The organism is Stenotrophomonas sp. C3(2023) (assembly GCF_032911385.1).
GTDB lineage: Bacteria > Pseudomonadota > Gammaproteobacteria > Xanthomonadales > Xanthomonadaceae > Stenotrophomonas.
Genome location: NZ_JAWJLO010000001.1, coordinates 335,291 through 361,557, shown reverse-complemented (window position 1 = coordinate 361,557; position 26,267 = coordinate 335,291). Strand labels below are relative to the sequence as shown.

General features: G+C 66.8%; 21 protein-coding genes. 6 read left to right on the top strand and 15 right to left on the bottom strand.

Going from position 1 to position 26,267, the window contains the following annotated elements; all coding sequences use genetic code 11:
* Positions 1-26 precede the first annotated feature (26 nt).
* From RZA67_RS01410 to RZA67_RS01370, 9 genes are all read right to left on the bottom strand, one after another.
* On the bottom strand, positions 27-440 hold the full coding sequence (locus tag RZA67_RS01410) for an acyl-CoA thioesterase (RefSeq protein WP_317210742.1): 414 nt from the start codon (positions 438-440) through the stop codon (positions 27-29).
* Positions 441-576: 136 nt separating this feature from the next.
* Positions 577-1,596: a ribonucleotide-diphosphate reductase subunit beta gene (locus tag RZA67_RS01405; RefSeq protein WP_317210741.1), complete on the bottom strand. Its 1,020-nt coding sequence runs from the start codon at positions 1,594-1,596 to the stop codon at positions 577-579.
* A gap of 126 nt (positions 1,597-1,722) precedes the next feature.
* The gene (locus tag RZA67_RS01400) at positions 1,723-4,125 is read right to left on the bottom strand and encodes a ribonucleoside-diphosphate reductase subunit alpha (RefSeq protein WP_317210740.1); all 2,403 of its coding nucleotides are present in this window, start codon (positions 4,123-4,125) and stop codon (positions 1,723-1,725) included.
* A gap of 670 nt (positions 4,126-4,795) precedes the next feature.
* Positions 4,796-5,452 carry a hypothetical protein gene (locus RZA67_RS01395; protein ID WP_317210738.1) on the bottom strand — a complete coding sequence of 219 codons (657 nt, stop codon included), beginning with the start codon at positions 5,450-5,452 and terminating at the stop codon, positions 4,796-4,798.
* Between the two features lie 9 nt (positions 5,453-5,461).
* Positions 5,462-6,115, bottom strand: coding sequence for a hypothetical protein (locus RZA67_RS01390; RefSeq protein ID WP_317210737.1), 654 nt, complete (start codon positions 6,113-6,115; stop codon positions 5,462-5,464).
* Positions 6,116-6,230: 115 nt separating this feature from the next.
* A complete protein-coding gene (locus RZA67_RS01385; protein ID WP_317210736.1) occupies positions 6,231-8,660 on the bottom strand; it encodes a fimbria/pilus outer membrane usher protein in 2,430 nt (809 codons plus the stop codon).
* A 30-nt stretch (positions 8,661-8,690) separates the two neighbouring features.
* Entirely contained in the window at positions 8,691-9,398 is a 708-nt protein-coding gene (locus RZA67_RS01380) for a fimbria/pilus chaperone family protein (RefSeq protein ID WP_317210735.1), read from the bottom strand.
* A gap of 229 nt (positions 9,399-9,627) precedes the next feature.
* The gene (gene zapE / locus RZA67_RS01375; protein WP_317210734.1) at positions 9,628-10,728 is read right to left on the bottom strand and encodes a cell division protein ZapE; all 1,101 of its coding nucleotides are present in this window, start codon (positions 10,726-10,728) and stop codon (positions 9,628-9,630) included.
* Positions 10,725-11,393: an alpha/beta fold hydrolase gene (locus RZA67_RS01370; protein WP_317210732.1), complete on the bottom strand. Its 669-nt coding sequence runs from the start codon at positions 11,391-11,393 to the stop codon at positions 10,725-10,727. The genes zapE and RZA67_RS01370 overlap by 4 nt, the downstream gene beginning before the upstream one ends.
* Positions 11,394-11,436: 43 nt before the next feature.
* Between RZA67_RS01370 and RZA67_RS01365 the strand changes: the two genes are divergently transcribed.
* Both RZA67_RS01365 and RZA67_RS01360 read left to right on the top strand, forming a co-directional pair.
* Positions 11,437-12,303 carry an EamA/RhaT family transporter gene (locus tag RZA67_RS01365; protein ID WP_317210731.1) on the top strand — a complete coding sequence of 289 codons (867 nt, stop codon included), beginning with the start codon at positions 11,437-11,439 and terminating at the stop codon, positions 12,301-12,303.
* Positions 12,304-12,577: 274 nt separating this feature from the next.
* Positions 12,578-12,991, top strand: coding sequence for a DUF3011 domain-containing protein (locus RZA67_RS01360; protein ID WP_317210730.1), 414 nt, complete (start codon positions 12,578-12,580; stop codon positions 12,989-12,991).
* Position 12,992: 1 nt separating this feature from the next.
* Here the strand turns inward: RZA67_RS01360 and RZA67_RS01355 are convergent, their stop codons facing one another.
* From RZA67_RS01355 to RZA67_RS01345, 3 genes are all read right to left on the bottom strand, one after another.
* The gene (locus RZA67_RS01355) at positions 12,993-14,441 is read right to left on the bottom strand and encodes an ExeM/NucH family extracellular endonuclease (RefSeq protein WP_317210729.1); all 1,449 of its coding nucleotides are present in this window, start codon (positions 14,439-14,441) and stop codon (positions 12,993-12,995) included.
* Between the two features lie 184 nt (positions 14,442-14,625).
* Positions 14,626-15,144 carry a c-type cytochrome gene (locus RZA67_RS01350; protein ID WP_317210728.1) on the bottom strand — a complete coding sequence of 173 codons (519 nt, stop codon included), beginning with the start codon at positions 15,142-15,144 and terminating at the stop codon, positions 14,626-14,628.
* 247 nt (positions 15,145-15,391) lie between these two features.
* Complete coding sequence (locus RZA67_RS01345) at positions 15,392-16,003, bottom strand: TetR/AcrR family transcriptional regulator (RefSeq protein WP_317210727.1); 612 nt, start codon at positions 16,001-16,003, stop codon at positions 15,392-15,394.
* Positions 16,004-16,149: 146 nt separating this feature from the next.
* Here RZA67_RS01345 and RZA67_RS01340 point away from each other — a divergent pair, with 146 nt between their 5' ends.
* From RZA67_RS01340 to RZA67_RS01330, 3 genes are read left to right on the top strand one after another with little or no spacing between them, the layout of a single operon-like run.
* On the top strand, positions 16,150-17,313 hold the full coding sequence (locus tag RZA67_RS01340; protein WP_317210726.1) for an isovaleryl-CoA dehydrogenase: 1,164 nt from the start codon (positions 16,150-16,152) through the stop codon (positions 17,311-17,313).
* Positions 17,314-17,323: 10 nt separating this feature from the next.
* On the top strand, positions 17,324-18,934 hold the full coding sequence (locus RZA67_RS01335) for a carboxyl transferase domain-containing protein (protein WP_317210725.1): 1,611 nt from the start codon (positions 17,324-17,326) through the stop codon (positions 18,932-18,934).
* A gap of 8 nt (positions 18,935-18,942) precedes the next feature.
* Positions 18,943-20,958, top strand: coding sequence for an acetyl/propionyl/methylcrotonyl-CoA carboxylase subunit alpha (locus RZA67_RS01330; RefSeq protein WP_317210724.1), 2,016 nt, complete (start codon positions 18,943-18,945; stop codon positions 20,956-20,958).
* A gap of 42 nt (positions 20,959-21,000) precedes the next feature.
* Here RZA67_RS01330 and RZA67_RS01325 read toward each other — a convergent pair whose 3' ends face one another.
* Positions 21,001-22,197: a putative peptide maturation dehydrogenase gene (locus tag RZA67_RS01325; RefSeq protein ID WP_317210723.1), complete on the bottom strand. Its 1,197-nt coding sequence runs from the start codon at positions 22,195-22,197 to the stop codon at positions 21,001-21,003.
* Between the two features lie 127 nt (positions 22,198-22,324).
* Here RZA67_RS01325 and RZA67_RS01320 point away from each other — a divergent pair, with 127 nt between their 5' ends.
* Positions 22,325-22,624, top strand: a complete 300-nt coding sequence (locus tag RZA67_RS01320; RefSeq protein ID WP_317210722.1) for an NHLP-related RiPP peptide — start codon at positions 22,325-22,327, stop codon at positions 22,622-22,624.
* On the opposite strand, the gene RZA67_RS01315 is transcribed toward RZA67_RS01320, so the two are convergent.
* Positions 22,611-25,136, bottom strand: a complete 2,526-nt coding sequence (locus RZA67_RS01315) for a putative peptide modification system cyclase (protein ID WP_317210721.1) — start codon at positions 25,134-25,136, stop codon at positions 22,611-22,613. The two genes, RZA67_RS01320 and RZA67_RS01315, sit on opposite strands and share 14 nt — an antisense overlap.
* Before the next feature lie 11 nt (positions 25,137-25,147).
* Positions 25,148-26,188, bottom strand: coding sequence for a GGDEF domain-containing protein (locus RZA67_RS01310; RefSeq protein WP_317210720.1), 1,041 nt, complete (start codon positions 26,186-26,188; stop codon positions 25,148-25,150).
* Positions 26,189-26,267 lie beyond the last annotated feature (79 nt).

The window sequence follows — 26,267 nt, the reverse complement described above, 5'->3', positions numbered from 1 at the left end:
CCGTGAAACCGCCGGCACAAGCGCGCTCAGGGCGCCGGCATGCCTTCGGGCAGCGCCGGCACGCTGGTCGGGTGCCCTTCCTCATCCAGCGCGATCATCACGAAGTGGCCGCGCGTGCACAGTTTGCGCTGGCCGCTGTGCAGGTCCTCGGCGATCAGCTCCACTTCCACTTTCATCGAGCTGCGCCCCACTTCCACGATGCGTCCGATGGTTTCCACCATCTCGCCGACCCGGATGGGCAGCTTGAAATCGACCTGGTCGCTGCGCGCGGTGACCACGGTACGGCGTGAGTAGCGCGCTGCGGCGAGGAAGGCGGCCTTGTCCATCCAGGCCAGCGCCTGGCCACCGAACAGGGTGCCCATGTGGTTGGTGTGGTTGGGAAAGACGATTTCAGCCATGCGCACTTCAATGGGCGGCACGGTCTCGGCGATCGGGGTCATGGTGGTGGTCGGCTACGGGGGTGGCGGCAGTTTACCTCCCTAGCAGGGCAGCGCCCTGCATGGGCAGCCGGCGCCTCCGGCGCAACGAAAAAACCCGGCCGGAGCCGGGTCTTTCTTCGCCATCTGACCGGTACGGTCAGAAGTTCATGTCGAAGGCTACTTCGCCCTGCACGCCCACCTGGTAGGCCGAGACGCGGCGTTCGAAGAAGTTGGTCAGCTCCTGCACGTCCTGCAGCTCCATGAAGGGCAGCGGATTGCGCACGTTGTACTTCTTTTCCATGCCCAGCTTGGCGAAGTGCTGGTCGGCACAATGCTCGAGGTACTGCCGCATGTCACGGGTGGAGATGCCGGCCACACCGCCGGACAGCACGTCCTCGGCGAACTGCACTTCGCATTCGATGGCTTCGGCCAGCATGTCATAGACCTGCTGCTTCATTTCGTCGTCGAACAGGTCCGGCTCCTCTTCACGCACCACACGCACCGACTCGAACGCGAAGTCCATGTGTGCGCTCTCGTCGCGGAACACCCAGTTGGTGCCCGAGGCCAGGCCCGGCAGCAAGCCGCGCGAACGGAAGTAGTAGACGTAGGCGAACGCCGCGAAGAAGAACAGCCCTTCGATGCACGCGGCGAAGCAGATCTGGTTGAGCAGGAACTGGCGGCGCTCGGCACGGGTCTCGATGCGCGTGAGGTCCTGGATCGAGTCGATCCACTTGAAGCAGAAATCGGCCTTCTTCTTGATCGAGTCGATGTTCTCCACCGCGGCAAACGCCTTGACGCGCTCTTCCGGGTCCGGCAGATAGTTGTCGAGCAGGGTCAGGTAGAACTGCACATGCAGCGCTTCTTCGTACAGCTGGCGCGACAGGTACATGCGCGCTTCGGGCGCATTGAGGTGCTGGTACAGGTTGAGCACCAGGTTGTTGGACACGATCGAATCGCCGGTGGCGAAAAACGCGACCAGACGGTGGATCAGGTGGCGCTCGCCCGGCGACATCTTGCTGTGCAGGTCGGTGATGTCGATCTGGAAGTTGATCTCTTCCACCGTCCAGGTGTTCTTGATCGCATTCCGGTACATGTCATAGAACTGCGGATAGCGCATCGGGCGCAGGGTCAGTTCAAAACCGGGATCGAGCAGCATCTGCTTGGGCTTGTCGGCCATGGTGTTTCCTTGAATTCTCGGGTTAAAACGCCGGGCTTGGCCCGGCGCCACCTTGGTATTTTCTGCAGTCGAGCATGGCTCGACTCTACAAAGGGGTGTGCCGGCCAAAGGCCAGCACGGCCGCTCTCATTGGCAGGCCTCGCAGGCTTCCGGGTTCTCCAGCGAGCAGGCGATGGCTTCGTCGGTGGTGAACGTCCTGGCCGCACCACCACTGCTGACCGTGGTCTTGGTGATCCTGGTCGCCGGACGCGAGCGCAGGTAGTAAGTGGTCTTGATGCCCTGCTTCCAGGCGTACATGTACATGGAGGACATCGCGCCGATGTTCGGGCTTTCCATGAACAGGTTGAGCGAGGCCGACTGGTCGATGAAGGCGCCACGTTCTGCCGCCATGTCGATCAGCGCACGCATCGGCAGCTCCCACGCGGTGCGGTAGACCTGGCGCAGCGCTTCGGGGATCTGCGCCACGCCCTGGATGGAGCCTTCGGCCAGCTTGATCGCATCGCGCATGTCAGCCGTCCACAGGCCCAGCTTCTTCAGCTCGTTGACCAGGTAACGGTTGACCTGCAGGAAGTCGCCGGACAGGGTTTCGCGCTTGAACAGGTTGGACACCTGCGGTTCCACGCACTCGTAGCAACCGGCGATGGAGGCGATGGTGGCCGTGGGTGCGATGGCGATCATCAGCGAGTTGCGCAGGCCATGTTCCTTGATGCGTGCCCGCAGGGCGTCCCAGCGCGCGGTGTCTTCCGGCACCACGTTCCAGGCGTCGAACTGCAGTTCGCCGCTGGCGGCACGGGTGTCGTTGAACGATGGGTGCCTGCCGCGTTCCTGGGCCAGCTCCGAGGAGGTTTCCAGCGCATGGAAATAGATGGTCTCGGCGATCTTCTTCGACAGCGCGCGGGCTTCGGCGCTGTCAAACGGCAGACGCTTGCGGAAGAACACGTCCTGCAGGCCCATGCAGCCCAGGCCGACCGGGCGCCAGCGCAGATTGGCGCGGCGGGCGGTTTCGATCGGGTAGAAGTTCAGATCGATGACACGGTCGAGCTGACGCACGGCCAGGCGCACGGTCTCGGCCAGCTTCTGGAAATCGAATTCGTTGTGTTCGTCGAAATGGTTGCCCAGGTTGATCGAACCCAGGTTGCACACGGCGGTTTCATCGTTGGAGGTGACCTCCAGGATTTCCGTGCACAGGTTGGACAGGTGGATCACGTTGCCGGCACGCAGGGTCTGGTTGCTGGCGCGGTTGCACTTGTCCTTGAAGGTCATCCAGCCGTTGCCGGTCTCGGCCAGCGTACGCATCATGCGGGCGTACAGCTTGCGCGCGGAGATGGTGCGGTTGGCCTTGCCCTGGGCCTCGGCCTGCAGGTAGGCCGCTTCGAAGGCCTCGCCGAACAGGTCGGTGAACTCCGGCACCACGCGCGGGTCGAACAGCGACCATTCCTGGTCGGCCTCGACGCGCTTCATGAACAGGTCCGGCACCCAGTTGGCCAGATTCAGGTTGTGCGTACGGCGCGCTTCGTCGCCGGTGTTGTCACGCAGCTCGAGGAAGTCCTCGATGTCGGCATGCCAGGTTTCCAGATAGACGCAGGCCGCGCCCTTGCGCTTGCCACCCTGGTTCACCGCGGCGACCGAGGAGTCCATGGTCTTCAGCCACGGCACGATGCCGTTGGAGTGACCGTTGGTGCTCTTGATCAGCGAGCCACGCGAACGCACCCGGCTGTAGCTCACGCCGATGCCGCCGGAGAACTTGGACAGCTGGGCGATGTCGCCGTACTTGGAGTAGATCGATTCCAGCGAGTCCTGCGGCGAATCCAGCAGGAAGCACGAGGACAGCTGCTCGTGGGTGGTGCCGGAATTGAACAGGGTCGGGCTGGACGGCAGATAGTCCAGGTTGCCCATGCGCTTGTACAGCGACAATGCTTCCGGCACGTCCTCGCTCAGCGCGCTGGCGATGCGCAGGAAGAACTGCTGCGGCGTCTCGATCACCTTGCGGGTGTGCGGGTGACGCAGCAGGTAACGGTCATACAGGGTGCGCAGACCGAAGTAATCGAAATTCAGGTCCAGCGAGATGTCGATGGCATCGTTGAGCTTGCGCGCGTTGGTCTGTACGAAGTTCAACAGACGGTCGTTGATCAGGCCCACTTCATGGCCACGACCCACCGACTGCGAGAAGGCGTAGATTTCCTGGCCCGATACTTCCTTGGCGATGTAGTTGGCCAGCAGGCGCGCGGCCAGGCGGCCGTATTCGGGCTCCTCACCGATCAGCAGCGCGGCGGTCCGGATGGACAGCTCATCCAGCTCACGGGTGGTGGCGCCGTTGTACAGACCGGAAATGGTGCGGGTTGCCACGCGCATCGGGTCCACCGAATGCAGGCCCTCCGAGGAACGCTGCACCGCGCGCACGATCTTGTTCAGGTCCACCAGCTCGGTCGTACCGTTGCGCTTGGTCACGCTCATCGCGTTGGCCGTCGGCGGCGAAGTCAGCAGGAACTCGCTTTCCTTTTCGATGGTGGCGCTGGTATCGGTGCTCACGGCGTTTTCCTCTTGGCGTGATAGGACGGATGCACGGTGCGCGGGGGCGCAGGCCCGGGCCATGGTCCACCAGTCTGCGGCGATGGCGTCGCACGTGATGAGACCGTGCGCCGACCTGCCCGCGGCCTGGCGGCGACGGTCCGGCACCGCACGGGTGCAGGCGTGCGGCAGTCAGCAGGGTTCTGGTGGAATCGGCGCGAAGGCATCAGGCCTCCGCCCACCCGTCTCCAGATGGAACCGGACGGCTCCAGCAACGGCGACGAACGCGTTCCCAGTACCGCTGCAGGCGGGGTCGGGCGCCACACCGGGACAGGTGTGGGCGTTCCGCCTGCGGACCCGGCGACTTGTGGTCGCCGCAACCGACGGCCACAAGATAGTGGGGGTGCAGGTGATCGTCAACGCCAAATATGGGGATATCGCCAAATCCCTTGTGGCGTAAGGACCAAGCCGATTACGCCTTCGCTGGACGCCGCGAACCTGCCGGAACCGCGTGCGCAGTCAAGACCGGAAAGCGTCTTCTGGATGCAATGACGCACTCCAGAAACGGAACACTGGCACTTCACAAGCGCTCTACAAGACTGACTGCGCGACGGCCGGGGCTGGGCCCGGCCGCCGCCCTCCGCAGCGCCGTGCGCCCTGGTCCGGGCGTCAGCGCCTCAAGCGTCGCCGATCACAATCCAAAGGTGTAGGAGAGTGTGATGTTGCCGTCCAACGGCACCTCGCTGGTGATGTCGCCACCCATCGCCGCCTTGTTCAACAGCACCGCGCCCACTGACATGTCCACCTCGAACTGCTTGCCGGCCAGCGGTGTCTGCTTGTTTGTGGCGGTTTTCACCCAGGTGTGCACGCTGCCCGTGTCCAGGACGATGCTGGCAGCACCCGTCACATCGGCTGATCCGGGCGCCCCCTTGCCGACCGCAGCGGCCACACCGTCGACTTTGGGATTGCTCAGGGTGACGGTGTAGTAGCCCAGCTTGCTGGTGTCGTTGCCCGGAATCCGGCCGAGGCCGAAGTTGGCGTTGCCGGCCCCGCCCGAGGACTGCGCCCGGTTGTCCATTACCTTGATGCCGATATAGGTGGAGGCCTGTCCGCAGTCCACGGTCCAGTGCGCCGGTTTGACCGACAGGGTCAGATTGGAACCTGAAACGGGAATCAGCGAGGGGTTGATCTTGCCGTAATCGTACAGTCCCTGGTTGTCGGCCAGAACGGTGCATCCTGGCGCCCTCAACGTGCCTGTCATGTCCACCGACTGTTGCGGCAAAGCGGCCCAGGCGCAGGGTGCAAGCGCAAGCAGCAGCGCGCCAACAGCGGAAATCTGGATGTTCATGTCTGCTCCTTAGAGACCGTAAGCGAAATCGAAGGTCAACGAACCCGACAGCGACACGTCGTCGATGATCGGACCGTTCATCGTCTGGCTGCCGGCCAGCACTGGCGTCGCTTCCATGTCGACGGCGAACACGCGACCGATCTGCTGTGTTGCCGACGTGGGTGCCGCCCAGCCCATCACGAAGCCGTCCGTACGTACCACGGTGGATGCCCCTTTGTTGTCGCCCGCATTTTTCCGGTTGGTCGCAAAGACGTGGCTGGCCACGGTATCGACGGTCGGGTTCTTCATCGCGAGCGAGTAGTAGCCGAGTTTGCCGGTGCCGTTGACCAGGCCCATGCCGAACTGGCTGTTGTCATTTGTACTGGCAGTGCCCTTGCGGTTGTCGGTGACACTGAAGCTCATGAAGGTGTCGCCTTCGCAGCTGACCGTCCACTTCTTCGTTATCGGCGTGAGCGTAGAGGTGCTGGTCCCGGTTTTGACGTCGGTGGGCCCCAGCTCGCCGATCTCATAGAGACCGTTATTGTCGACGACCACGGTGCACGCGGGCACGTCGATCGTGCCTTGCACCATCAGCGGCGTTGGTGTGATCTCTGCCGCCTGCGCAGCGCTGGCTCCAAGCAGTGCCATCGCGATGGCACACGGTAAGACCTGCATTCTTTTCATGTTTGACTATCCAGTGGGTGTGAGGCGCCGCCGCGCAGAGCGCTGCGGCGCAGACCAGCAGTCGCCTGCCGGGTGGGCGGCACTCCTGCCGCAGCGTCGGGTCTTCCCTGCCTGCTCAGTTGCAGCGCGCCGTCGCTTCCTCATAGGCGCGCTGTGGATCGAAGCGTGGTGGCACGGCGTACTGCAGCTGGCAGCGCTGTCCGTTGACTTCCATTGACATCGATTGGCCGATCTGGGCGTCGACCAGAAACACGTTGCCCTCGCTGACCGTGGTGCCTGCAAATCCGCCCTGCGGGTCGTGCAGCACGCTGCCCACCGGCGCGGGCGTGCCATCTGCAAGCGTGACCTGCAGCAGCAGCTGCCTGCGCTCACGTGCGTCCACCGTGCGCAGCACAACCGCCGCATGCGCCGGCTTCACTGTGAACGCAGTGGTGGCCAGCTGGAGGTTCAACGGCAGGTGACGCCCGTCGAACCGGATCCTGTTGTTCTGATAGGGCGACAGGCGGGGCAGCACAGCACGTCCGCCGACGAGGGTTCTTGCATAGCCCGCACCCTGCAGGCGGAGCCCGGCAACACCCGGCACATCGACCACCGCGAAGGTGGTGCCGATGCGAGCCGTCGAGGTCGCCACCCGTCCACCGGGTAACACGACCACGCCGCCACTGATGCCGGCATGGCAGCGCGGGCTGCTGCCACCGGACGCACAGCCGAGCTGCACGCTGCCGACAGCGGTTCGTGCCTGCAGGCGGCCGGCGACGTAGCGCGAGCCGTCACTGCGTGTGAGGTCCGCGCTCACCTCGACGTCATCGCTGATGGCCCGCTGCAGGCTGGCACCCAGGCGCAGCGGGCCGTCGCCCTGACGTTGCGCCCGGAAGCCGGCGCTGCCTCTGCGTCCGCCCAGCGGCACCGTCACGTTCAGCCACACCGAGGTTCCGGCCTGCAGGGAAGACCGCTGCGCCGACACCGTGAACGAGGCCCCGAGGAGACGACGCGACCACCCCAGACTCTGATGTCCGCCACAGGCAGCCTGCGTACAGCTGCGCGAGACGCTGTAGCTGGCCGCGCCCCAGCGGGCGCTGGCCCACCCTGCAAACAGCCCGACCGCACGTTCAGCCCCATCCGGCCTGCGCACGAGCGGTTCACCGGCATCCAGGCCAACCGCCTGCTCGAACGCCGTGAAGCGCGCATCGCGGTGACTCAACGAAAGGCCGGCGCTGAACTGCGCGGGCAACTGCAGGCTCCCCTGCAGTTGTACCTCTCTGCCCACGCCTGCCACGGCATGCCGTGAGCCCCGGACGGACGCGGCAAGCCAGCCACCGTGGGGCAAGGACAGCGACGCCTGCGTGGCCACTCCCTGGTAGGCGGAAGCCAGCAGTCCCGCGACCCTGACACTGCCCGACGGGCCGAGGTCGCTGGCATGTTCCAGCACCAGCATCCATGGCCGCGGGCCCCGCTGCGGCGCCCCCCGCGAGGGACGATAGCGGCCGACGCTCAGGCTGGTCTGCGCAGGCTCCGCCTGCCGGGCCTGCGCGGACAACAGCGGCGCGGGCACCGGGTACCGCCTCGTGGTGCCATCGTCTTCGGTGACGACGACTTCCAGGTCACTGCCACCGCTCGCCTCGCCGACGTCGTCGATCAGGAATGGCCCGGGGCCGACAATGGTGCGGTAGATGACCTGGCCGCGCTGGCGCACCTCGGCGACCGCCTGGCTGCGTGCTACGCCGCTTACCGGCACTGCGAGCCGTCGTCCTGCCACCTGCGCGCGGTCGGGAATCAGCTGAACCCCGTCAAACGGCAGGCCGCCATAGGCCTGCGACGCCACGGCAAGCTGGCCGACCTGCAGCAATGCGTCCCAGCGCTCGACGGCACGCTCGGCAAAGGTGGCATCCTGGAACAACGCCTGCTGGCGGACTCCAGTGCTCGCGCTGGCCTGCGCCCGCAACGCCCAGCCGCCTGCATTCAGGCCAAGCTCCACTCGGGCCGAGCCTGACGTCCGCATGCCATGTGCGGAGCGCTGCGCCACGACGAACAGATCGTGGTTGAGCATCAGCGCGGCACCACCTCGCTGCAGGCCATCCTGCTCTGCCTGCAGCGCGCCCTCCGGCACCAGCACTTCTACCCTGGCCTGCGACGGCCGCAGATGCACGCGCCCGCCGGGATGGACGATGCCCAGCTCGATGCAGCTGCCCGCGCCGGGCGGCGCCGGGCGGATGCCCAGGCGCGCCAGTGCCACCGCGTCCAGGCAGGGCTCTCCTTGACCGTCGAACTCGAGCTGCAGCGGTATTCCTTTCCGGCCGTTGACGCTTGCTGAAACCACCTGCAATCCCGGTGAAAAGCGCGCGCCATTGCTGAAGTACGCAGCAACCGAAGGCGAGTAGCCACTGCTTTGCAGTTGTGCGATGTCGAACTGTGCGCCGCCCGGTGCTGCAGCTTCCAAGGCTGACGCCAGGCAGGGCATCCCTCCCATCACCACGATGGCCGGGGTGAGCGCTGCGGCCAGCGGATGCGCGCGGGCCACACCGTGATGTCTGCAGTGTCGAATCATGGCCACGCCCTCGGAACCGCATCGGCGGGATCAGGGCGTGACCGGCAGCGAAACGCGCTGCAGCGCGAATCCGGAACGGCTCAGCGGTACGATCCTGGCCTGCCGCACCGGACCCTCGGCCTTCAGCGCGCGACGTACGGTCTGGCCGGGCATGAGATAGGGGTGGTCCAGCGGTTCAACCTCGGCGCCCGTGTCCAGCTCGAGATCAGGACCCATACGTACGACATGCCGGCCACGGTTGTGCAGCACCAGCTCATTGCCCTGCACTTCCAGCAGCAGATCCTTCCACGGGGCCAGCTCGACAGGTACCCCGCGCGGCTGCACGATGAAGCCGATCTGCTGCCGCACCGGCATGCGCATGCCACTGCCACCCTGCTGCACCACGCCCTCGAAGGAGGCGCGCAACATGTGTTCGCGTTCCAGCACCGCGCTGTCCTTGAGCTGGAACAGAACGACCTGGCTCTGACCGGGATCGATGCGCGTCACCGCTGGGGTCACCAGCACCTCATCTGCCAGTGCCGCATCGTCGAGGTCGTCCAGGCGGCTGAGCAGCAGCATGGGTTCGTCGCCGGGGTTGGTGACCGTGAACGCAACGCGGCCGTCTGCCTGTTTCAACACGATCGTGTTGCTTTCCAGCATGAAGCTGGTCGCAGATACAGGCAGCACGGCAGCAACGGACAGCACGGTGACAACGATGGCACGCTGCATCGCGCGCCATGACAATGAGCAGGCTTTCATAGGTCTCTCTCTGGGTGTGACGCAAAGCAGATGCTGTTCATGCCCATTGCTGGCGCATACCGCATTGCTTCATACGTCGTCGCTGGAGTGACGTATTCTGAGAGTCGACCGGATGTGTAACTATCGGGAAAAACTACATTTTCTGTCCCCGCTCTACCAATCAGCAGGCAGGGGTTATCCTCACCGCAATGTCAGTTTCACCCGATTCCGCTTCAGCAAGCACGTAGCATCACGCGCGATGCGGGGTGCCCAGATACTCGGCGCTCTGCATCTCGATCAGACGCGAGGCGGTGCGCTCGAACGCGCCCTGCAGGCGGGTGCCGCTATACAGCTCGACCGGCGAGGTCGTGGCGGTGCAGACCAGGTTGACGTGGCGGTCGTACAGCTCGTCGATCAGGTTGACGAAGCGACGCGCCGCGTCCTCGTTCATCCGATCGAACGCCGGAATGCCGCCCAGCAGCACCGTGTTGAACTCATGCGCGATTTCGATGTAGTCCGATGGGCCGCGCGGACCTTCGCACAGCGCGGTGAAATCAAACCACGCAATGCTCTTGCCACGTCCACGCACGGCAATCCTGCGCCCTTCGATCTCGATGTTGCCCGGTGCCGCCGCCTGCCCGCCGCTGAGGTCGGCCCAGCGCGTGGCCAGCCAGCCGTCACTGTCCTCACCCAGCGGCGCACGGTAGACCGGCGAACGGGTCAGCGCGCGCATGCGGTAGTCCTCGGTCCCCTCGGCATGCAGCTCCACGCAGAAGCGCTGCAGCAGTTCAATGGCCGGCAGGAAGCTGTCGCGCTGCAGGCCGTTGAGGTAGAGATTGCGGACTTCGGTGTTGGAGGTGGTGACCAGGGTCACCCCTTCGGCAAACAGACGTTCGAGCAGGCGCGCCAGCAGCATCGCATCACCGATGTCGGTGACGAAGAACTCATCAAGCACCAGCACGCGCAGCTTGCTGCGCCATTCCTGGGCGATCTTCGCCAGCGGGTCGGCCTGGCCCTGGTGCTCGCGCAGACGCTCGTGGATGCCGCGCATGAAGCGATGGAAGTGCGTGCGGTACTTCTGCCGGATCGGCAGGCCGTCGTAGAACAGGTCGACCAGGAAGGTCTTGCCCCGGCCCACACCGCCCCAGAAATAAAGACCCTTGACCGGCGTTGGTTTCTTCCAGAACGACGACAGGCGGTCCAGCCAGCCGTCGTCGGCGTCTTCGAGCAGCGCCAGGTGGATCCGGTCGAGCTCGGCCAATGCGGCATGCTGGGCCGGGTCGTTCTGCCACAGCCCCTGCGCCACGCCGTCAGCGTAGCGCTGCGACGGGGTCATCGCCTCCACGCTCATGCCATGGCGTCCGGCAGCCAGCCCTTGACCCCATGGGTGATGGCGCCGCGCAGGTCGATCAGCTTGCGATGGAAGAAATGGCTGGTGTCGGGCATACGCACCAGCTCATGCGGCGCGTCGACGCTGTCGAGCCAGTCGTAGACCGCCTGCGGATCGACGATCTCGTCCTGCTCACCCTGGATCACCAGCCAGCGCGGCGGCGGCGCGATCCCGCTGAAGTCCCAGCGTCCGGCCGGCGGTGCGATGGAGATCAGCGCATCCGGCTGGAGATCGCCGGCGGCCTTGAGCGAGACAAAGCTGCCGAAGCTGAACCCCACCAGCCACAGACGTGCGTGCGGCTGCTGCTGGCGTACCCACGTCACCACCGCCTTGAGGTCGTCCTGCTCGCCGACGCCATGGTCGAACGTGCCTGCCGAACCACCGACGCTGCGGAAATTGAACCGCACCGTGGTGACGCCCAGGTCGCGCAGCGCGCTGGCGGCCATGGTCACCACCTTGTTGTGCAGCGTGCCGCCCTCGGTGGACAGCGGATGGCAGACCACGGCCACCACCGGTTGCAGGGCCACATCATCAAGCCGGGGCAGGTCGACGACCACGTCCAGCGGGCCGACCGGACCTTGCAGGCTCAGCGCCGCCGCTTCTTGGGGGAATGGGGGATTTTGCATGGCACCATGATAGCGTCCCCTGCCGCCTCCCTGCCTGCCCCTCATGATCCATCTTGTCTGTGCGGTGATCTGCAGCGTCCTGGTGTCGGTGCTGCTGAAAGTGGCAGCGCGCCACCGCCTTGATGTCGCGCAGATGGTCACGTGGAACTACCTTGTCGCTGCGTCGATGACCGCACTGCTGCTGCAGCCCTCGCTTGATGCACTGCGCACCGGGCATGCGCCCTGGGCGGCACTGCTGGTGCTGGCGGTGGTCCTGCCCGGACTGTTCCTGGTGCTCGGCCGTGCGGTGGCGGTGGCAGGCATCGTGCGCACCGACGTTGCCCAGCGCCTGTCATTGCTGCTCTCGCTGGCCGCCGCGTTCCTGTTCTTCGGCCAGCAGGCCAGCGCATGGAAGCTGTTCGGCCTCGGTCTGGGTCTGTTTGCGATGGCCGCGATCTGTCTCCGCCCGCGCAGCGATGCGGCCAGCGCTGCGCAGACCAGCGCCGGCGGCGGGCGCTGGTTGCTGGCGGTCTGGGTGGGCTTTGCCGCGGTGGACATCCTGCTCAAGCAGGTGGCCCTGTCCGGCACCCCTTCAATGGCCGCTCTGCTGGTCAGCTTCAGTCTGGCCTTCGTCCTCATGCTGGCGCTGCAGCTGTGGCGGCACATGCGCGGGCGCAGCCGCCTGGCCTGGCGCAATGTGGGCGGCGGCCTCGTGCTGGGTCTGCTGAACGGCGGCAACATCCTGTTCTACGTGCACGCCCACCAGGCGCTGCCGGAAAGTCCGGCCACGGTGTTTGCCGGCATGAACATCGGCGTGGTGGTGCTGGGGGCAGTGGTCGGCATTGCCGTCTTCGGCGAGCCCACCCGGCTGCTCAACCGGATCGGCCTGGCGATCGCGGTGCTGGCCATCGGCCTGATCGCCTGGGGCTGAAGTGCGCGTGTCGAGTTCTGCCTGCAACGCGCGCGCTTCTGCAGCCAGGCACTGAACCCACGCTGCATGCCAACATCGCGCGCCGACGCATGCCAGCAAGCCGGAGACGTCGATGCCGGGGAGCAAGCGATCAGAATGTGATGCATTCCGCCGCCGCGCGTCGGTGATGACACCCGCTACGACCGGCTGCAGGTGCATGGAGTGCCGTTGGCAGCCGGCTGCCATCCTGCGGTTGCCTGCTAGCGTGCCTTCACACCCTCAGGAAGGACGTGGCATGCCCAGACCAAAGCGAAACGTCGGCTCCCTCATCGTCGCGCTGCTCGCCCTCGCCATCATCGGTGCGGCGGGTGCCCAGAGCGCACCGGCGCTGGAGATCGCGCCGCCCCATGATGATGACCCCCGTGTGACCCAGATCAGGCCAGACTCCGCGCCTGCCATCCCCCTCGACCGCAGCACCACCGTGCGGCGTGATGCGCTGGTTGACGTACGTCCCTATCCGTATGGCGGCCGCGACTTCACCTGCGAAAGCCAGTCCCACGGGTTCAACCGCTGTCCGGCGCCGGATGGGCGGATACGTCTGCGGCGACAGCTGTCACGCGCGGCCTGCGTCGAAGGACGCGACTGGGGCGTGGAGCGGCGCGCCGTCTGGGTGGACAACGGCTGCCGCGCCAGCTTCCGCGCGGACTAGCTCAACGGTCGAAACCCAGCAGCAGGGGGTCGTGGTCGGAACTGCGCCACGGCCCCTGCAGATTACGGCCCTGGTAACCGCTGGCTTCCTGCTCGTCGGCATTGATGTGCCACTCGGCCGCGCCGGCCAGACGGGCCGCCATGCCGGCGCTGAGCAGGGCGTGGTCGAGCCTGCCGCTGTAACCGTTGTAGACATAGCTGTAGGGGCGCTCGACCTTGGCCAGCGCGAAGGCGTCCTTCCAGCCCAGCGCGCGCAGGGTGGTGATCGGCGCTTCCATCGCGTAGGCATTGAAGTCGCCCAGCAGCACCGCGTCGGTGCTGCCGCTGCCGGTCGGGTCACGCTGCAGCCAGGCGTTCAGCTGCTGGGCCGAGGCCACCCGCGTGGCGTTCCAGCAGCCTTGGCCATCGTTCTGGTCGGCGTCGGCGCCACTGGCGTCGCGGCAGCCCTTGGACTTGAAATGGTTGGCGACCACCACGAACGGCTTGCCCTGCCCGGCACGGAACGCCTGCGCCAGCGGCACCCGGCTGTGCTCGACGAAGGGCCCGCCGGTGAGCGTGGCCGGTGTGCCTAGCGGGCTGACGCGGCCGCTGCGGTAGATGATGCCGACCCGGATCGGGTTGTCACCCGGGCCTTCGCCCGCGTCGACAAAGCGCCAATCGCCGCTGCTGCCTTCGGCACGGTTGAGGGCGGTCACCAGTTCCGCAATCGCCGAGTGCGGACCATACCCATCGTTTTCCAGTTCCATCAATGCCGCGACGTCGGCCTGCAGCGGCACGATGGTGGCGACCAGTTTTTTCAGCTGGGCCTGGTGTTCTTCAAGGGTGCGGGCGCCGCGCAGCGTGGGAAAACCACCGCCCTGACCATCGCCATTGAAGAAGTTCTCGAGGTTGAAGGCCGCTACCTTCAACTGCCCGGCCACCTGCGGCAGCGCCGGGCGCTCGGGCGCCGGCAGCGCCAGCGTGCGACCCACCTGCAGGCGTGGCCGCCCCTGCGCATCGACCTGCACGCGCCCTTCGACACCGCGCAGCAGCATGCCGGTGCGCAGTATCGCGTCGTGCGCGAGATAAGGCACGCTGGCGGGGTCACGCACATCGCTGCCGTCGTCAAGGACGAGGCGACGGCGCTGGTTGTCGGCCACCACCTGGCTGTACCCCGCGCTGCCCGGGGCGGCCACTTCGGTGGGCTGCCACAGGCGGCCGTCGAAGGCCACTGCCAGTTCGCCAAGGCGCTCCAGGCCGTCGGTCCCGACGAGGGTCAGCGGCGCCGCAATACGCACGTACTGCCCTTCCAGCGCGCGCCAGTCGCTGGGCGCGCGGGTCAGCGTGATGCTGGCGGCACCCTGAGCCAGGCTGCCGGGGGCTCCGGGTTGCGGCTGCGGCTGGGGCTGAGGCTGCGCGGAAACAGCAGAGGCCGCGAAGGCCAGGGCGACGGCAAGGAAACAACGGCGCATCGACAGCAACTCCATGGCAGGTCTGACGGATAGCCCGTCACTTTACCGATAAATGATGACGCGCTGCCGCCCGCACGGCAGGTGACCGCAAGCGGCAAAACAGGAGGCGGGCTGCTGACCAGGTCGGCCAGGCTCATCACCGACCGGTCCCCGGGCCGCCATCCCGCCCGGCGCGCCGGTTGCGCTATTTCAGGTTGGCCAGCATCCAGTCCACCGTGGCATGGATCTGCTCTTCGGTGAGGGCCGGATTGCCGCCCTTGGGCGGCATGATCCCGCCATCGGGGCCGGTGTAGCCCTCCATTGCGTGCTTGTACAAGGTGTCCTTGCCCTGGGCGATGCGCGCATCCCAGTGCCCGTGGTCCAGCGTCGGCGCCAAGCCGACGCCGGTGGTATGACAGGCGGTACACAGGTTGTCGTAGATCACCTTGCCGTCAGTGGTGCCACCGTAGGCCACCTGCGAGGCCGCCTTGGCCAGGGCGGCCGCCTGCGCGGCGGCCTGTGCGGCAGCACCGGTGCTGCCGGCATAGACAGCACCCTCGGGCGCGATGCGCTGCTCGGTGCGCTTGGCCGCCGTGGGCGATATTTCAGGCGGGATGCGCGTGTGCAGCCAGGCGGCCAGCGCGATCAGACCAACCGTGATGGTCGCCAGCGTGGCGATCACCATGGAAAAGCGTTTCAGGAACTGCAGATCGTGATTGCGCACTCTTGGGTACCCCTGGCTGGTAGTCGGTGGACCACGGCTGCTGAGCGTGCCTGCCGGTGCAGTATAGGGCGCAGGGACGGGGCCACAACAGGCAGGGCGCGTGATGCGTCGCAGCACCGGCGCGGGGCCGGCGCGTGGCGACGGGCATGGGCCGTCGTTGCCGCAGGGCGCGGTTCGATCGGATGACGGGCATGGCCCGTCGTTGCCGCAGGGCGCGGTTCGATCGGATGACGGGCATGGCCCGTCACTACCTTCGTGCGCCGGCGGCGCGCAGGCAGAACGCGCTGATCGCTTCGGCAAGGGCGGCTTCGTCGCGATGGGGCTGACGGCTGGGTGCGGTGGGGCCGACCAGGGCTTCGGTGAAGGCGCCGACAATGCAGGCCGCGGTCAGCTCCGCGTCCTGGGCCGGGAACTCGCCGTTGTCCACACCCTGCTCCACCAGCTGGCGGAAGACATCGCCAAAACGGCGACGTCCGCGGATGCGCTCGGCCTCCACCTCCGGGTCCACCGGCTCGACGATGAACGCGTAGGCCAGGCCAGGGCCCGCCAGCGCGCGGCGTACGAAGGTGATCACCGCCTGCTGCAGCCGCTGGGTGGCGCTGCCGGGTCCGGCCCCGATGCCCTCCATGATGCGGACCTCATGGTCCACCGCCGCATTGAGCACTTCGACGAACAGCTCGGCCTTGGACGGGAAGTGCCGGTAGATCAGACCGGTGGACACCCCGGCCTGCGCGGCCACGGCGGTGACCGGCGCATTGCGGTAGCCCCCGGCGGCCACCAGCTCGCGCGCGGCCAGCAGGATGCGCTCGCGCGCGCCTGCCATGCGTTGTTCCATCAATGCCGAGCGTTTGTAGGCCATGGCGTGATTGTAGATTCATTTTTTGAACTCGTGTTCACTTTTTAACCCGATGGCGCTAGGCTGGGTCCATCGCCCGCGCGGGTCACCTGCCCGCATCCCCACCGGCGCGCCCCTTTGCCCTTTCTGCTGACCGTGGAGCCGCCCCCATGCACGTGCCATCCCTGGATTTCGCCCTTGGCGAGGACATCGACCTGCTGCGCGAAAGCGTTGCCCAGTTCGCCGCCGCCCACATCGCCCCGCTGGCGGCCGAGGCCGATGCCACCAACCAGTTCCCGTTGTCGTTGTGGCCGCAGCTCGGCGCGCAGGGGCTGCTCGGCATCACCGTGGAAGAGCAGTACGGTGGCAGCGGCATGGGCTATCTCGCCCACGTGGTGGCGATGGAGGAGATATCCCGCGCATCGGGCGGCATTGCCCTGTCCTACGGCGCGCACTCCAACCTGTGCGTGAACCAGCTGCGCAAGAACGGCAATGAAGAGCAGAAGCAGCGCTTCCTGCCCGGCCTGTGCGAGGGCAGCAAGGTCGGCGCGCTGGCGATGAGCGAGCCGGGCGCCGGTTCGGACGTGGTCTCGATGAAACTGCGCGCCGACAAGCGCGGTGACCGCTACGTGCTCAACGGCAACAAGATGTGGATCACCAACGGTCCTGACGCCGATGTGCTGGTGGTCTACGCCAAGACCGACGCCAGCGCCGGCGCCAAGGGCATCACCGCGTTCCTGGTCGAAAAGGGCATGAAAGGGTTCTCCACCGCGCAGAAGCTGGACAAGCTGGGCATGCGCTCCTCGCCGACCTGCGAGCTGGTGTTCCAGGACTGCGAGGTGCCGGCCGAAAACGTGCTGGGCACCGAAGGCAGCGGCGTGCGCGTGTTGATGTCCGGGCTGGACTACGAGCGCGTCGTGCTCTCCGGCGGCCCGCTGGGCCTGATGGCCGCGGCCATGGACGTGGTGATGCCTTACGTGCACGAGCGCCATCAGTTCGGTGAGCCGATCGGCAACTTCCAGCTGATCCAGGCCAAGATCGCCGACATGTACGTTGGCCTGGCCGCCTGCCGCGCCTACGTCTACGCGGTGGCGCGCGCCTGCGACCAGGGCCGCACCACCCGTCAGGACGCGGCGGGCGCGATCCTCTATGCCGCCGAGAAGGCCACCTGGCTCACTGGCCAGGCGATCCAGATCCTCGGTGGCAACGGCTACATCAACGAGTACCCGACCGGCCGCCTGTGGCGCGACGCCAAGCTCTACGAGATCGGCGCCGGCACGTCGGAGATCCGCCGCATGCTGATCGGCCGCGAACTGTTCCAGCGCACCCTGTAAGGCCAGACCCATGACCGTACTGACGACCCAGCTGCAACCGGGCAGCGACGCCTTCGAAGCCAACCGCGCTGCCATGCAGACCGTGGTGGACGACCTGCACGCCACGCTGGCCCGCACCGCGCTCGGCGGCAGCGAGGCGGCACGGGCCAAGCACACCGCGCGCGGCAAGCTGCTGGTGCGCGACCGCATCGACGCCCTGCTCGACCCCGGCAGCGCGCTGCTGGAAATCGCGCCACTGGCGGCCCACGGCATGTATGGCGACGCCGTCCCCTGCGCCGGTGTGGTGGCGGGCATCGGCCGCGTCAGCGGTGTGGAATGCGTGATCGTGGCCAACGATGCCACGGTCAAGGGCGGCACCTACTACCCGATGACGGTGAAGAAGCATCTGCGCGCGCAGGAGATCGCCGAGCAGAACCATCTGCCGTGCATCTATCTGGTCGACTCCGGCGGCGCGTTCCTGCCGCTGCAGGACGAGGTGTTCCCGGACCGCGATCACTTCGGTCGCATCTTCTACAACCAGGCCAATCTTTCCGCCCAGGGCATCCCGCAGATCGCCTGCGTGATGGGCAGCTGCACGGCCGGTGGCGCCTATGTGCCGGCAATGAGCGACGAAACGGTGATCGTGCGTGAGCAGGGCACCATCTTCCTCGGCGGCCCGCCGCTGGTGAAGGCCGCTACCGGCGAGGTGGTCAGTGCCGAGGACCTCGGCGGTGCCGACGTGCACACGCGCCTGTCCGGCGTAGCCGACCATATGGCCGACAACGACCTGCAGGCGCTGGCGCGGGTCCGCAGCATCATCGCCCAGCTCAACTGGCGCAAGCCCGAGCCGGCGATGGCGGTGCAACCGCCACAGGAACCGCTGCTGCCCGCACACGAACTGTACGGCGTGATCCCGGCCGATACCCGCAAGCCATTCGATGTGCGCGAGGTGATCGCCCGACTGGTGGACGGTTCGCGCTTTGACGAGTTCAAGCCGCGCTATGGCAGCACCCTGGTCACCGGCTTTGCGCACCTGCATGGCTATCCAGTTGGCATCATCGCCAACAACGGCATCCTGTTTTCCGAGTCGGCGCTCAAGGGTGCGCACTTCATCGAACTGTGCACCCAGCGCAACATTCCGCTGGTGTTCCTGCAGAACATCACCGGCTTCATGGTCGGACGCAAATACGAGCAGGGTGGCATCGCCAAGGATGGCGCCAAGCTGGTGATGGCCGTGGCCTGTGCCAAGGTGCCGAAGTTCACCGTGGTCATCGGTGGCTCGTTCGGTGCCGGCAACTACGGCATGTGCGGCCGCGCCTACTCGCCCAACTTCCTGTGGATGTGGCCCAATGCCCGTATCGGCGTGATGGGCGGTGAGCAGGCTGCCAGCGTGCTGGCCACGGTCAAGCGCGATGGCATCGAGGCCAAGGGTGGGCAGTGGCCGGCCGAGGAGGAAGAGAGCTTCAAGGCGCCCATCCGCGAGCAGTTCGAGCAGCAGGGCCATCCCTATTACGCCAGCGCGCGGCTGTGGGACGACGGTGTCATCGACCCGGCCGACACCCGCCGCGTCCTGGCTCTGGCCCTGTCGGCCAGCCTCAACGCCGCCCCGCAGCAGACACGCTTCGGCGTGTTCCGCATGTGACCTGCGCCATGAACGAGCCTGCTGCCATGAACACCGCCCCGACCTTCCGCAAGATCCTCATCGCCAACCGCGGCGAGATTGCCTGCCGCGTGATCGCGACCTGCCGCCGTCTTGGCATCGCCACGGTGGCGGTGTATTCCGACGCCGATCGCAACGCCCGCCACGTGCGCCTGGCCGACGAAGCCATCCACATCGGCCCGGCCGCCGCGCGTGACAGCTACCTGCGCGCGGACGTGATCCTGGACGCTGCACGTCGCAGCGGCGCGCAGGCCATCCATCCCGGCTACGGTTTCCTCTCCGAGAACGCCGAATTCGCCGACGCCTGCGCGGCAGCGGGCATCACCTTCATCGGCCCCCCCGCCAGCGCGATCCGCGCCATGGGTGACAAAAGTGCGGCCAAGGCGCTGATGGCCGACGCCGGTGTGCCGCTGACCCCGGGCTACCATGGTCACCAGCAGGACCCCGGCTTTCTGCGCGGGCAGGCCGATGCCATCGGCTACCCGGTATTGATCAAGGCCAGCGCTGGTGGCGGCGGCAAAGGCATGCGCAAGGTCGAGCGCAGCGAAGATTTCATCGATGCGCTGGCCAGCTGCCAGCGCGAAGCCAGCGCAGCGTTCGGCAACCCGCACGTGCTGGTGGAGAAGTACATCGAGCGCCCGCGTCATATCGAGATCCAGGTGTTCGGTGACAGCCACGGTGACGTGGTCTACCTGTTCGAGCGCGACTGCTCGGTGCAGCGGCGCCACCAGAAAGTGCTGGAGGAAGCCCCTGCCCCGGGCATGACCGAAGCGCGTCGTGCCGCGATGGGCAAGGCGGCAGTGGACGCCGCCCGTGCCGTCGGCTACGTGGGCGCCGGCACGGTCGAGTTCATCGCCGGCCCGGACGGCGGTTTCTGGTTCATGGAAATGAACACCCGCCTGCAGGTCGAGCATCCGGTCACCGAGTTCATCACCGGCACCGACCTGGTGGAGTGGCAGCTGCGCGTGGCGGCCGGCCAGCCGCTGCCGCTGCGCCAGGAACAGCTGGGCATCGGCGGCCATGCCATCGAGGCGCGGCTCTATGCCGAGGATGCCGACCGTGGCTTCCTGCCCTCCACCGGCACCCTGCGCCATCTGCGCCTGCCCGCGCCGAGCGCGCACGTGCGCGTGGATACAGGCGTCGAACAGGGCGACAGCATTACCCCGTTCTACGACCCGATGATCGCCAAGCTGATCGTCTGGGATGTGGATCGCGATGCCGCGCTGGCACGCATGCGCCAGGCGCTGGCCGACTGCCAGGTGGTGGGCGTGACCACCAACGCCGGTTTCCTGCGCCGCCTGCTGTTCACCGACTCGTTCGCGCAGGCCAGGCTGGATACCGCGCTGATCGAGCGGGAGCAGGCCGCGCTGGAGGCTGGCACGCATGTCGATGAGGCCGCGTGGCCGCTGGCTGCCGTCGCCGCGGTGGCGAGCACGCCGGCAGCGGCGGCCGATGCACGCGACCGCCAGTCACCGTGGCAGCAGCAGGACGGCTGGCGCATCGGTGCTGCAGCACCGCGCGTTGTCCACCTGCAGCATGGCGAACAGCGGCATGTGCTGAAGGTGTGGACGCAGCCGGATGGCTGGCAGGTGCAGCGCGATGACCAGGCGATGCAGCAGCTCAACGGCACCGTCGCCGATGGCCTGCTCACCCTGCAGATCGATGGCCAGCGCCGCAGCGTGCAGGTGCTGCCCGATGGCGAGCAGCTGCATCTCTTCGGTCGCGATGGCCAGCGGCGCTTCACCCTGCACGACCCGGTTGGCGAGTCGGAACAGGGCGTGGGTGATGCCGGCAGTCTGCTGGCACCGATGCCGGGCCGGATCGTCGCCACCCTTGTGGCCGACGGCACCGTGGTCAAGCGCGGCACGCCGCTGCTGGTGCTGGAGGCGATGAAGATGGAGCACACGCTGCAGGCACCGGCCGATGGAACGGTGAAGGGCTACCGGGCCAAGGCCGGGGACCAGGTGGGTGATGGCGCGGTGCTGGTGGACTTCGAGGCAGGCTGATTCACCGGGGGCCGGGCATGGCACACCCGGCCCCCGAGCACGTCATGCGCCGGTCCGCTCCCATACGCGGCCGGCCGGATCAAGTTCGGCCGTCTCCATCGTGTGGGCGCGCCAGCCAAAGCCGCACATCGCCAGCGCCCCCTGGCACACCGCATCCAGACCAAACACCTCTTCCAGAAGACGCTCGTTGATCGCCCCGGTAATGAACGCACCCAGCCCGAGGTCGGTTGCCGAGAGGTACAGCGTCTGCGAAAGATGGCCCGCTTCCAGGGCGACCACGCGGTAGCCTTTCGCATGCCGGCGGTACTTCCAGAACGTGCGGTCGAACCGCGGCACCAGGGTCACCACGCAATGCGCGTTGGCGAACCAGTCCTGCTGGCCCAGGGCCTCCATCGCGAAGGCGCGCAGCCCGGCCGCAGGATCGGGCAGGCGCAGCAGGTGGTGACCCTCGGGCCTGTAATAGTAGAGCCCCGCTTCGATGCCTTCGACGTTCTGCACGATCAGGTAGGCCTCGGTGGGGTGCAGCCCCCCTCCTGACGGACTGCCCTTCTTGTGGAAGCGGAGGTCATCACCGACCTGCACGGAGCCGCGCGCACCGAAGGTCCGCGCGAGCATGCGCGAGAACAGCTGCAATGGCAGCGGGCGCGTTTCGTCGAAATTGCGGCATGTGGCCCGGCGCGCCAGCAGGTCATCGAATGCGGTGTCCTCAGGCAGCGGCAGGCTGAGCCCGGTACCGCACGCCTGTACCCGCGTCGGCGCGGGCGGCGCGCCCAGAACCGCACGCATGCTTACCGCCGTGTCCGTTGCTGATTCGCGGGTGTTGCTGACCGCGTCCACGCCCTGCCATCGCGTGAATGCATGCAGCACGGCAGCAAGCGGATGCCAGTGGGCAGTGCGCTGACGCTGGTCGGCATCATGGTGGCGCTGCTGGGCAGGATCGGCAGGATGCTCACTGACCAGCAGGCCAGCCTGCAGCAGGCTCTGGCAGACCTCTGCCTGATCACCGCCGGCCGGCAGCGCCTGCCAATGCGTAGCGCTGGTGCTGCCGAGAAACTCGCGCTGCCGCTCATCGACCTCGACCTCGGTTCCCAGGTGCGGCGCAAGCGCCAGCCAGCGCAGGCGCCGCGATATGCCCGCGCCACCACCGAGCAGCGAGGCCAGATCGAACGCAGGCTCCTCGCGTGGCTCCAGCACGAGAATCTCGCAGCGACGGAATCGTGAAGCGTGGCGATCGGGCATGGCACACAGGTTCCAGAACGTTGTCCCGTGATAACGGCTGCACCCGCCACATCTTCAACAGCCTGCTCAAGTAGCTTCTGTCGAGGCCGATCTACAGTCGCCTGACTTCTTATTTCCGAGGAACCCTGTGTCACTGCCCGCACTGCCCCCCGCTGTTGCACTTGAGCTGATCTGCCGACTTGCCGACGACGATGCGTTCCGTGCGCTGTTTGTCAGTGACCCCGCTGCTGCCCTGGTTGCAGTTGGCTTTCCTGCAACCGATGCCCAAGCGCTGGTGCTCTGCTGCCACGTCAACGAGCTGGCCTCCAAGGAAGCCATTCTCGCGGCCAAGGAAGAACTGAAGTTGATGCTGACCGCTCAGATTACCCAGATCGTGCCCGCGCTGGATGCCAGCCCGGGTCCGGGCTTCACGCTCAAGGGGCCGTAACCGCCGCCGCACTGCCAGCAGGCCTGCGCAGTGCCGCTGCCAGGTCTCTGGCACGGTTGCTGTCGATGACATTCAAGGTCTGGAAGCAGTAGCCGCAATCAAGCTCGGCATAGGCCAGCCCCCGCGCGCCGGCCAGCCCGTCGGCCATGTGAAGCGCGTCGCGGGTATTGCCCTGGTCGCGCAATGCGTCCATGGCCACCACGCGGGTCTGGTAACGCGCTGATGCGGTAAGCCACGGCTGCAGCAGCTGCATCGCGAGCCCCGGCTGCCCGCGACCGCGCGCGATTTCCGCCTTCACCACCGCCACCATCTCTGACGGAAGCGGCTGTTGTTCGGGAGCGCCAGGTGCTTCGAGCGCACGTACCACGCCCTCGCCGAGCGCAGCGTCCCCCAGACGCGCGGCAAGCAGCGACGCCCCCAGGGCGACCATCGCGTCTTCCGAGGTATCCGCATCGCGCGCACCGCGGCCCAGCACCCGTGGCAGTGACTGCTGGACGGCCAAGCGCGCCGTGCGCAGCGCCTGCTCGCGATCGCCCGCCGCGGCCATCACAGCCGTCATCGGTACCATCAGCGTCCTGCCATCGAAACTGTCGGACCGCAGGAAGCGTTCGTGCGCCTGCACTGCCAGCTGCAATGCCCGGTTCCACTGACGCTGGTCTGCTGCCAGGCTTACCTGCTCGATGACGGCGTGACGCGAGGACGGTGGCAGGGCGAGTACCCGTTCGGCTTCGGCAAATTCACCGCGCACAGCAGCGACCCAGCTGAGGTAGCGGCGGCTCGCCGTGCGACCGCCGTCAACGGCACGCTGCAGAGCGCGATGGGCCCCTGGCCCATCGCCTTTGGCCATCAGAATCCGTCCCATCTGGTCCTGCGCCACGTTGGCCAGCTCGAAACGCGGATCTGCCGCACGCTCGGCGTGCACCAACGCCTCGTCGAGACGGTTGTCCGAATAGAGCCAGATTGCCGCGTTGTGGTGAGCGGCCAGGTAATCAGGATACAGCGCTGCCAGCTGCACCCAGGCCTGACCGGCCTTGCCGGGTTCAAGCAGGCTTGCCCGCCAGGCGTCCAGGTAAAGGCTCTCGCGAGGCGGCAGGCGCGCGCGGTGCGCGTCGACCTGTTCCAGCGCCTTCATGGCCCCGGCATGGTCGACGTTGGCAAACCGCGCGCGCACCTGCGCCATCCACGCCAATGCGAACGTGGGATCCAGCAACACCGCCTTCTCATACATGGACAATGCGCCGGGATAGTCGCCCCTGGAGTAGAAACTCTGCCCCAGTGCGTAGGCACGCAGTGCATCAAGACTCGCGGTGGTGACAGCAGGCAGCGGTGCGGAGTCGGCGTGCACGCGCTCGCTGGCTTCGCCCAGTCGGTGTCGCAGTTCGGCCGTCATCTGGTCGGTCGAACCGAGAACGGACTCCAGTCCCTTGCCGTCCACCGACGCCACCGAGAGCGACTGGCTCGATTGGGGGTCGACGATCTCGACGGTCAGCCGCAGCCGTCCTCCCACTTCGGCGATGGTCGGCATCAGCAGCAGTCGTGCACCAAGTCGTTGCGCAACTTCCGATGCCACCGAGCTGTCGAGCACGGCCTCCGGGTTCAAGCGCATCTGCTTGAGGGTCTCGCGCGCACGCAGATCACTGACCACGTTCACGTAGCGCGACTGTTCCAGGCTGATCCGGAATGCCTGCTGCAGAGAGCCATCGAGCAACGCCTCACCGGTCAGGTTCCGCAGGTCTCCCACCACCACCCAGTCGCGCTCGCCGAAGGCGATGGCCGGCTGCGGCCGGGTCAGCAACCACCCGCCCGTCAGCAGAGCGACCACCAGCGCCAGCTGCGCGGCCAGCGCATACGGCCGCCGCCACAACGGCACGTCGCGCATCGCCTTGGCGCTCTGCCGCGGGCGCCCGCTGCTCGGCGCATTGGCGGCCATCACCGCGAACACCTCCATAGGCTGCGCAACGCCTTTGAAGCGCCAACGGCCGAAGGATTTCCAGCGCAGCCCCTTGCCGGTGTCGCCAAGTTCGGCGGCCGCACGCCGCGCCATCGACTCGGCCGTGGCCGAAACCAGGATCTGCCCCGGTTGCGCCAGCTGCATCAGTCGTGCGGCCATCGGCTTGGCCAGGCCTTCCACCTCCACCGGCTTGGCGCCCAGCGCGATGGCTTCCACGCTGTTCTCCCACAGGATCACCTCACCGACGTGCAGGCCCGCCCGGGCCTGCAGCGGCACCTCATGCTCATGCCCCAGCGTGGTCAGACCCTGCTGGTAGTCCAGCGCGAAGCCCAGTGCATCCGCCGGGCGCTCGAACAGCACGAACAGGCCGTCGGACCGGTCTATCTGCTGGCCGTTCCAGCGTTGCTGCAGCGCCATTACCAGCCGGTCGTGCTGCTGGAACAGGGCAGCGGCCGCACTGTCGCCGATGTGCTCGACCAGGGTGGTCGAATCGCACAGGTCAGTGAACAGCAGAGCGCGCAGCTGCGAGACCTGGTGGACGGTGCCGGCGACGTCATCCATGCGTCGGCCTGCTAGCGGTTGCTGGTGAGGTCGTGGGGCCAGCACACGCGCCGACCGCCCTGCCGCTTGGCCTCGTACAGGGCGCGGTCGGCCCGGGCATACCAGTCGCTCCAGTCGTCGCCGTGCTGCAGCAGATGCGCGCCGATGCTCAGAAAGCAGATCTGCGGCGTACCGTGGCTGCGCTCACGCAGGCCCTGCACGGCGTACAGAATGAAGTCGGCCGCATGCTGGGCCACCTGCTGATCGGCGTGGCTGAGCAGCAGGCAGAACTCATCGCCGCCCAGACGCACCGCCAGATCGTCCGCACCGGCCATCGAGCGCAGGATATTGCCCACGGCCTGCAGTGCGCGGTCGCCGGCCTGATGGCCGTGCGCATCATTGATCTGCTTGAAACCATCGCAGTCGATCAGCAGCAGGGCCTGCGGCGGACTCTCTGCGGCCCGGCGCTCCTGCAGGTACAGCGAAAGCCCACGACGGTTGTGCAGGCCGGTCAGCTCGTCGGTACGCACCAGCTCGCGCGTATGGCTGAGCTGGTGCGTGGTCACGTACAGGTTCTCCAGAGCAGCTTCCAGGTCATGATTGCGGCGGCGCAGCTGGGCGATCAGCGCCTGCTCGTTACCGACCACGCGCATGATCGTGCGGCGCAGAAAATACGCCACCAGACCAGGCTCGGAGTCCACCAGACGATGGAAATCGGCGTTGCCCAGTTCCAGCACGTCGCAGTCGCCCATCGCGCGCGCGTCGGCACTGCGAAGGTGCTCGCCGATCAACAGGCCCAGCTCGCCGAAAAACTCATTGGCGCCCAGTTGTTTGGTCACCAGGTCTTCGCCGAAATCGAGTTCGATGTGGCCACTGACGACGATGAACATGCTGCTGCCGCGCTGACCGCGGCGGAACAGATACTCATCACGATGCAGATGGCGCTGGTGTGCGAAACGGGAGAACAGGGCGAACTCTTCGGCGGAGAGAATGGCGTGCACGATCTCGGCCATCGCCGTGGAGGCAACGTCCGCTGGTACGTGCGCGTTCTCGGCCAGCCCCTTGCCGCTCATCCCCTGGTCCCGACTTCAGTGAATCCCTACTGATGCGCGGAGCATAACACCGCCCAGAAACGTGCGCTGGTTAACATTT

Bases quoted from the DNA above. Each gene is read 5' to 3' on its own strand.
- RZA67_RS01410 (WP_317210742.1), bottom strand. From the start codon at position 440: ATGACCCCGATCGCCGAGACCGTGCCGCCCATTGAAGTGCGCATGGCT.
- RZA67_RS01380 (WP_317210735.1), bottom strand. From the start codon at position 9,398: ATGAAAGCCTGCTCATTGTCATGGCGCGCGATGCAGCGTGCCATCGTT.
- RZA67_RS01325 (WP_317210723.1), bottom strand. From the start codon at position 22,197: ATGCCCGATCGCCACGCTTCACGATTCCGTCGCTGCGAGATTCTCGTG.
- RZA67_RS01345 (WP_317210727.1), bottom strand. From the start codon at position 16,003: ATGGCCTACAAACGCTCGGCATTGATGGAACAACGCATGGCAGGCGCG.
- RZA67_RS01355 (WP_317210729.1), bottom strand. From the start codon at position 14,441: ATGCGCCGTTGTTTCCTTGCCGTCGCCCTGGCCTTCGCGGCCTCTGCT.
- RZA67_RS01385 (WP_317210736.1), bottom strand. From the start codon at position 8,660: ATGATTCGACACTGCAGACATCACGGTGTGGCCCGCGCGCATCCGCTG.
- zapE (WP_317210734.1), bottom strand. From the start codon at position 10,728: ATGAGCGTGGAGGCGATGACCCCGTCGCAGCGCTACGCTGACGGCGTG.
- RZA67_RS01395 (WP_317210738.1), bottom strand. From the start codon at position 5,452: ATGAACATCCAGATTTCCGCTGTTGGCGCGCTGCTGCTTGCGCTTGCA.
- RZA67_RS01335 (WP_317210725.1), top strand. From the start codon at position 17,324: ATGACCGTACTGACGACCCAGCTGCAACCGGGCAGCGACGCCTTCGAA.
- RZA67_RS01330 (WP_317210724.1), top strand. From the start codon at position 18,943: ATGAACGAGCCTGCTGCCATGAACACCGCCCCGACCTTCCGCAAGATC.
- RZA67_RS01405 (WP_317210741.1), bottom strand. From the start codon at position 1,596: ATGGCCGACAAGCCCAAGCAGATGCTGCTCGATCCCGGTTTTGAACTG.
- RZA67_RS01310 (WP_317210720.1), bottom strand. From the start codon at position 26,188: ATGAGCGGCAAGGGGCTGGCCGAGAACGCGCACGTACCAGCGGACGTT.
- RZA67_RS01365 (WP_317210731.1), top strand. From the start codon at position 11,437: ATGATCCATCTTGTCTGTGCGGTGATCTGCAGCGTCCTGGTGTCGGTG.
- RZA67_RS01390 (WP_317210737.1), bottom strand. From the start codon at position 6,115: ATGAAAAGAATGCAGGTCTTACCGTGTGCCATCGCGATGGCACTGCTT.
- RZA67_RS01315 (WP_317210721.1), bottom strand. From the start codon at position 25,136: ATGGATGACGTCGCCGGCACCGTCCACCAGGTCTCGCAGCTGCGCGCT.
- RZA67_RS01360 (WP_317210730.1), top strand. From the start codon at position 12,578: ATGCCCAGACCAAAGCGAAACGTCGGCTCCCTCATCGTCGCGCTGCTC.
- RZA67_RS01370 (WP_317210732.1), bottom strand. From the start codon at position 11,393: ATGCAAAATCCCCCATTCCCCCAAGAAGCGGCGGCGCTGAGCCTGCAA.
- RZA67_RS01340 (WP_317210726.1), top strand. From the start codon at position 16,150: ATGCACGTGCCATCCCTGGATTTCGCCCTTGGCGAGGACATCGACCTG.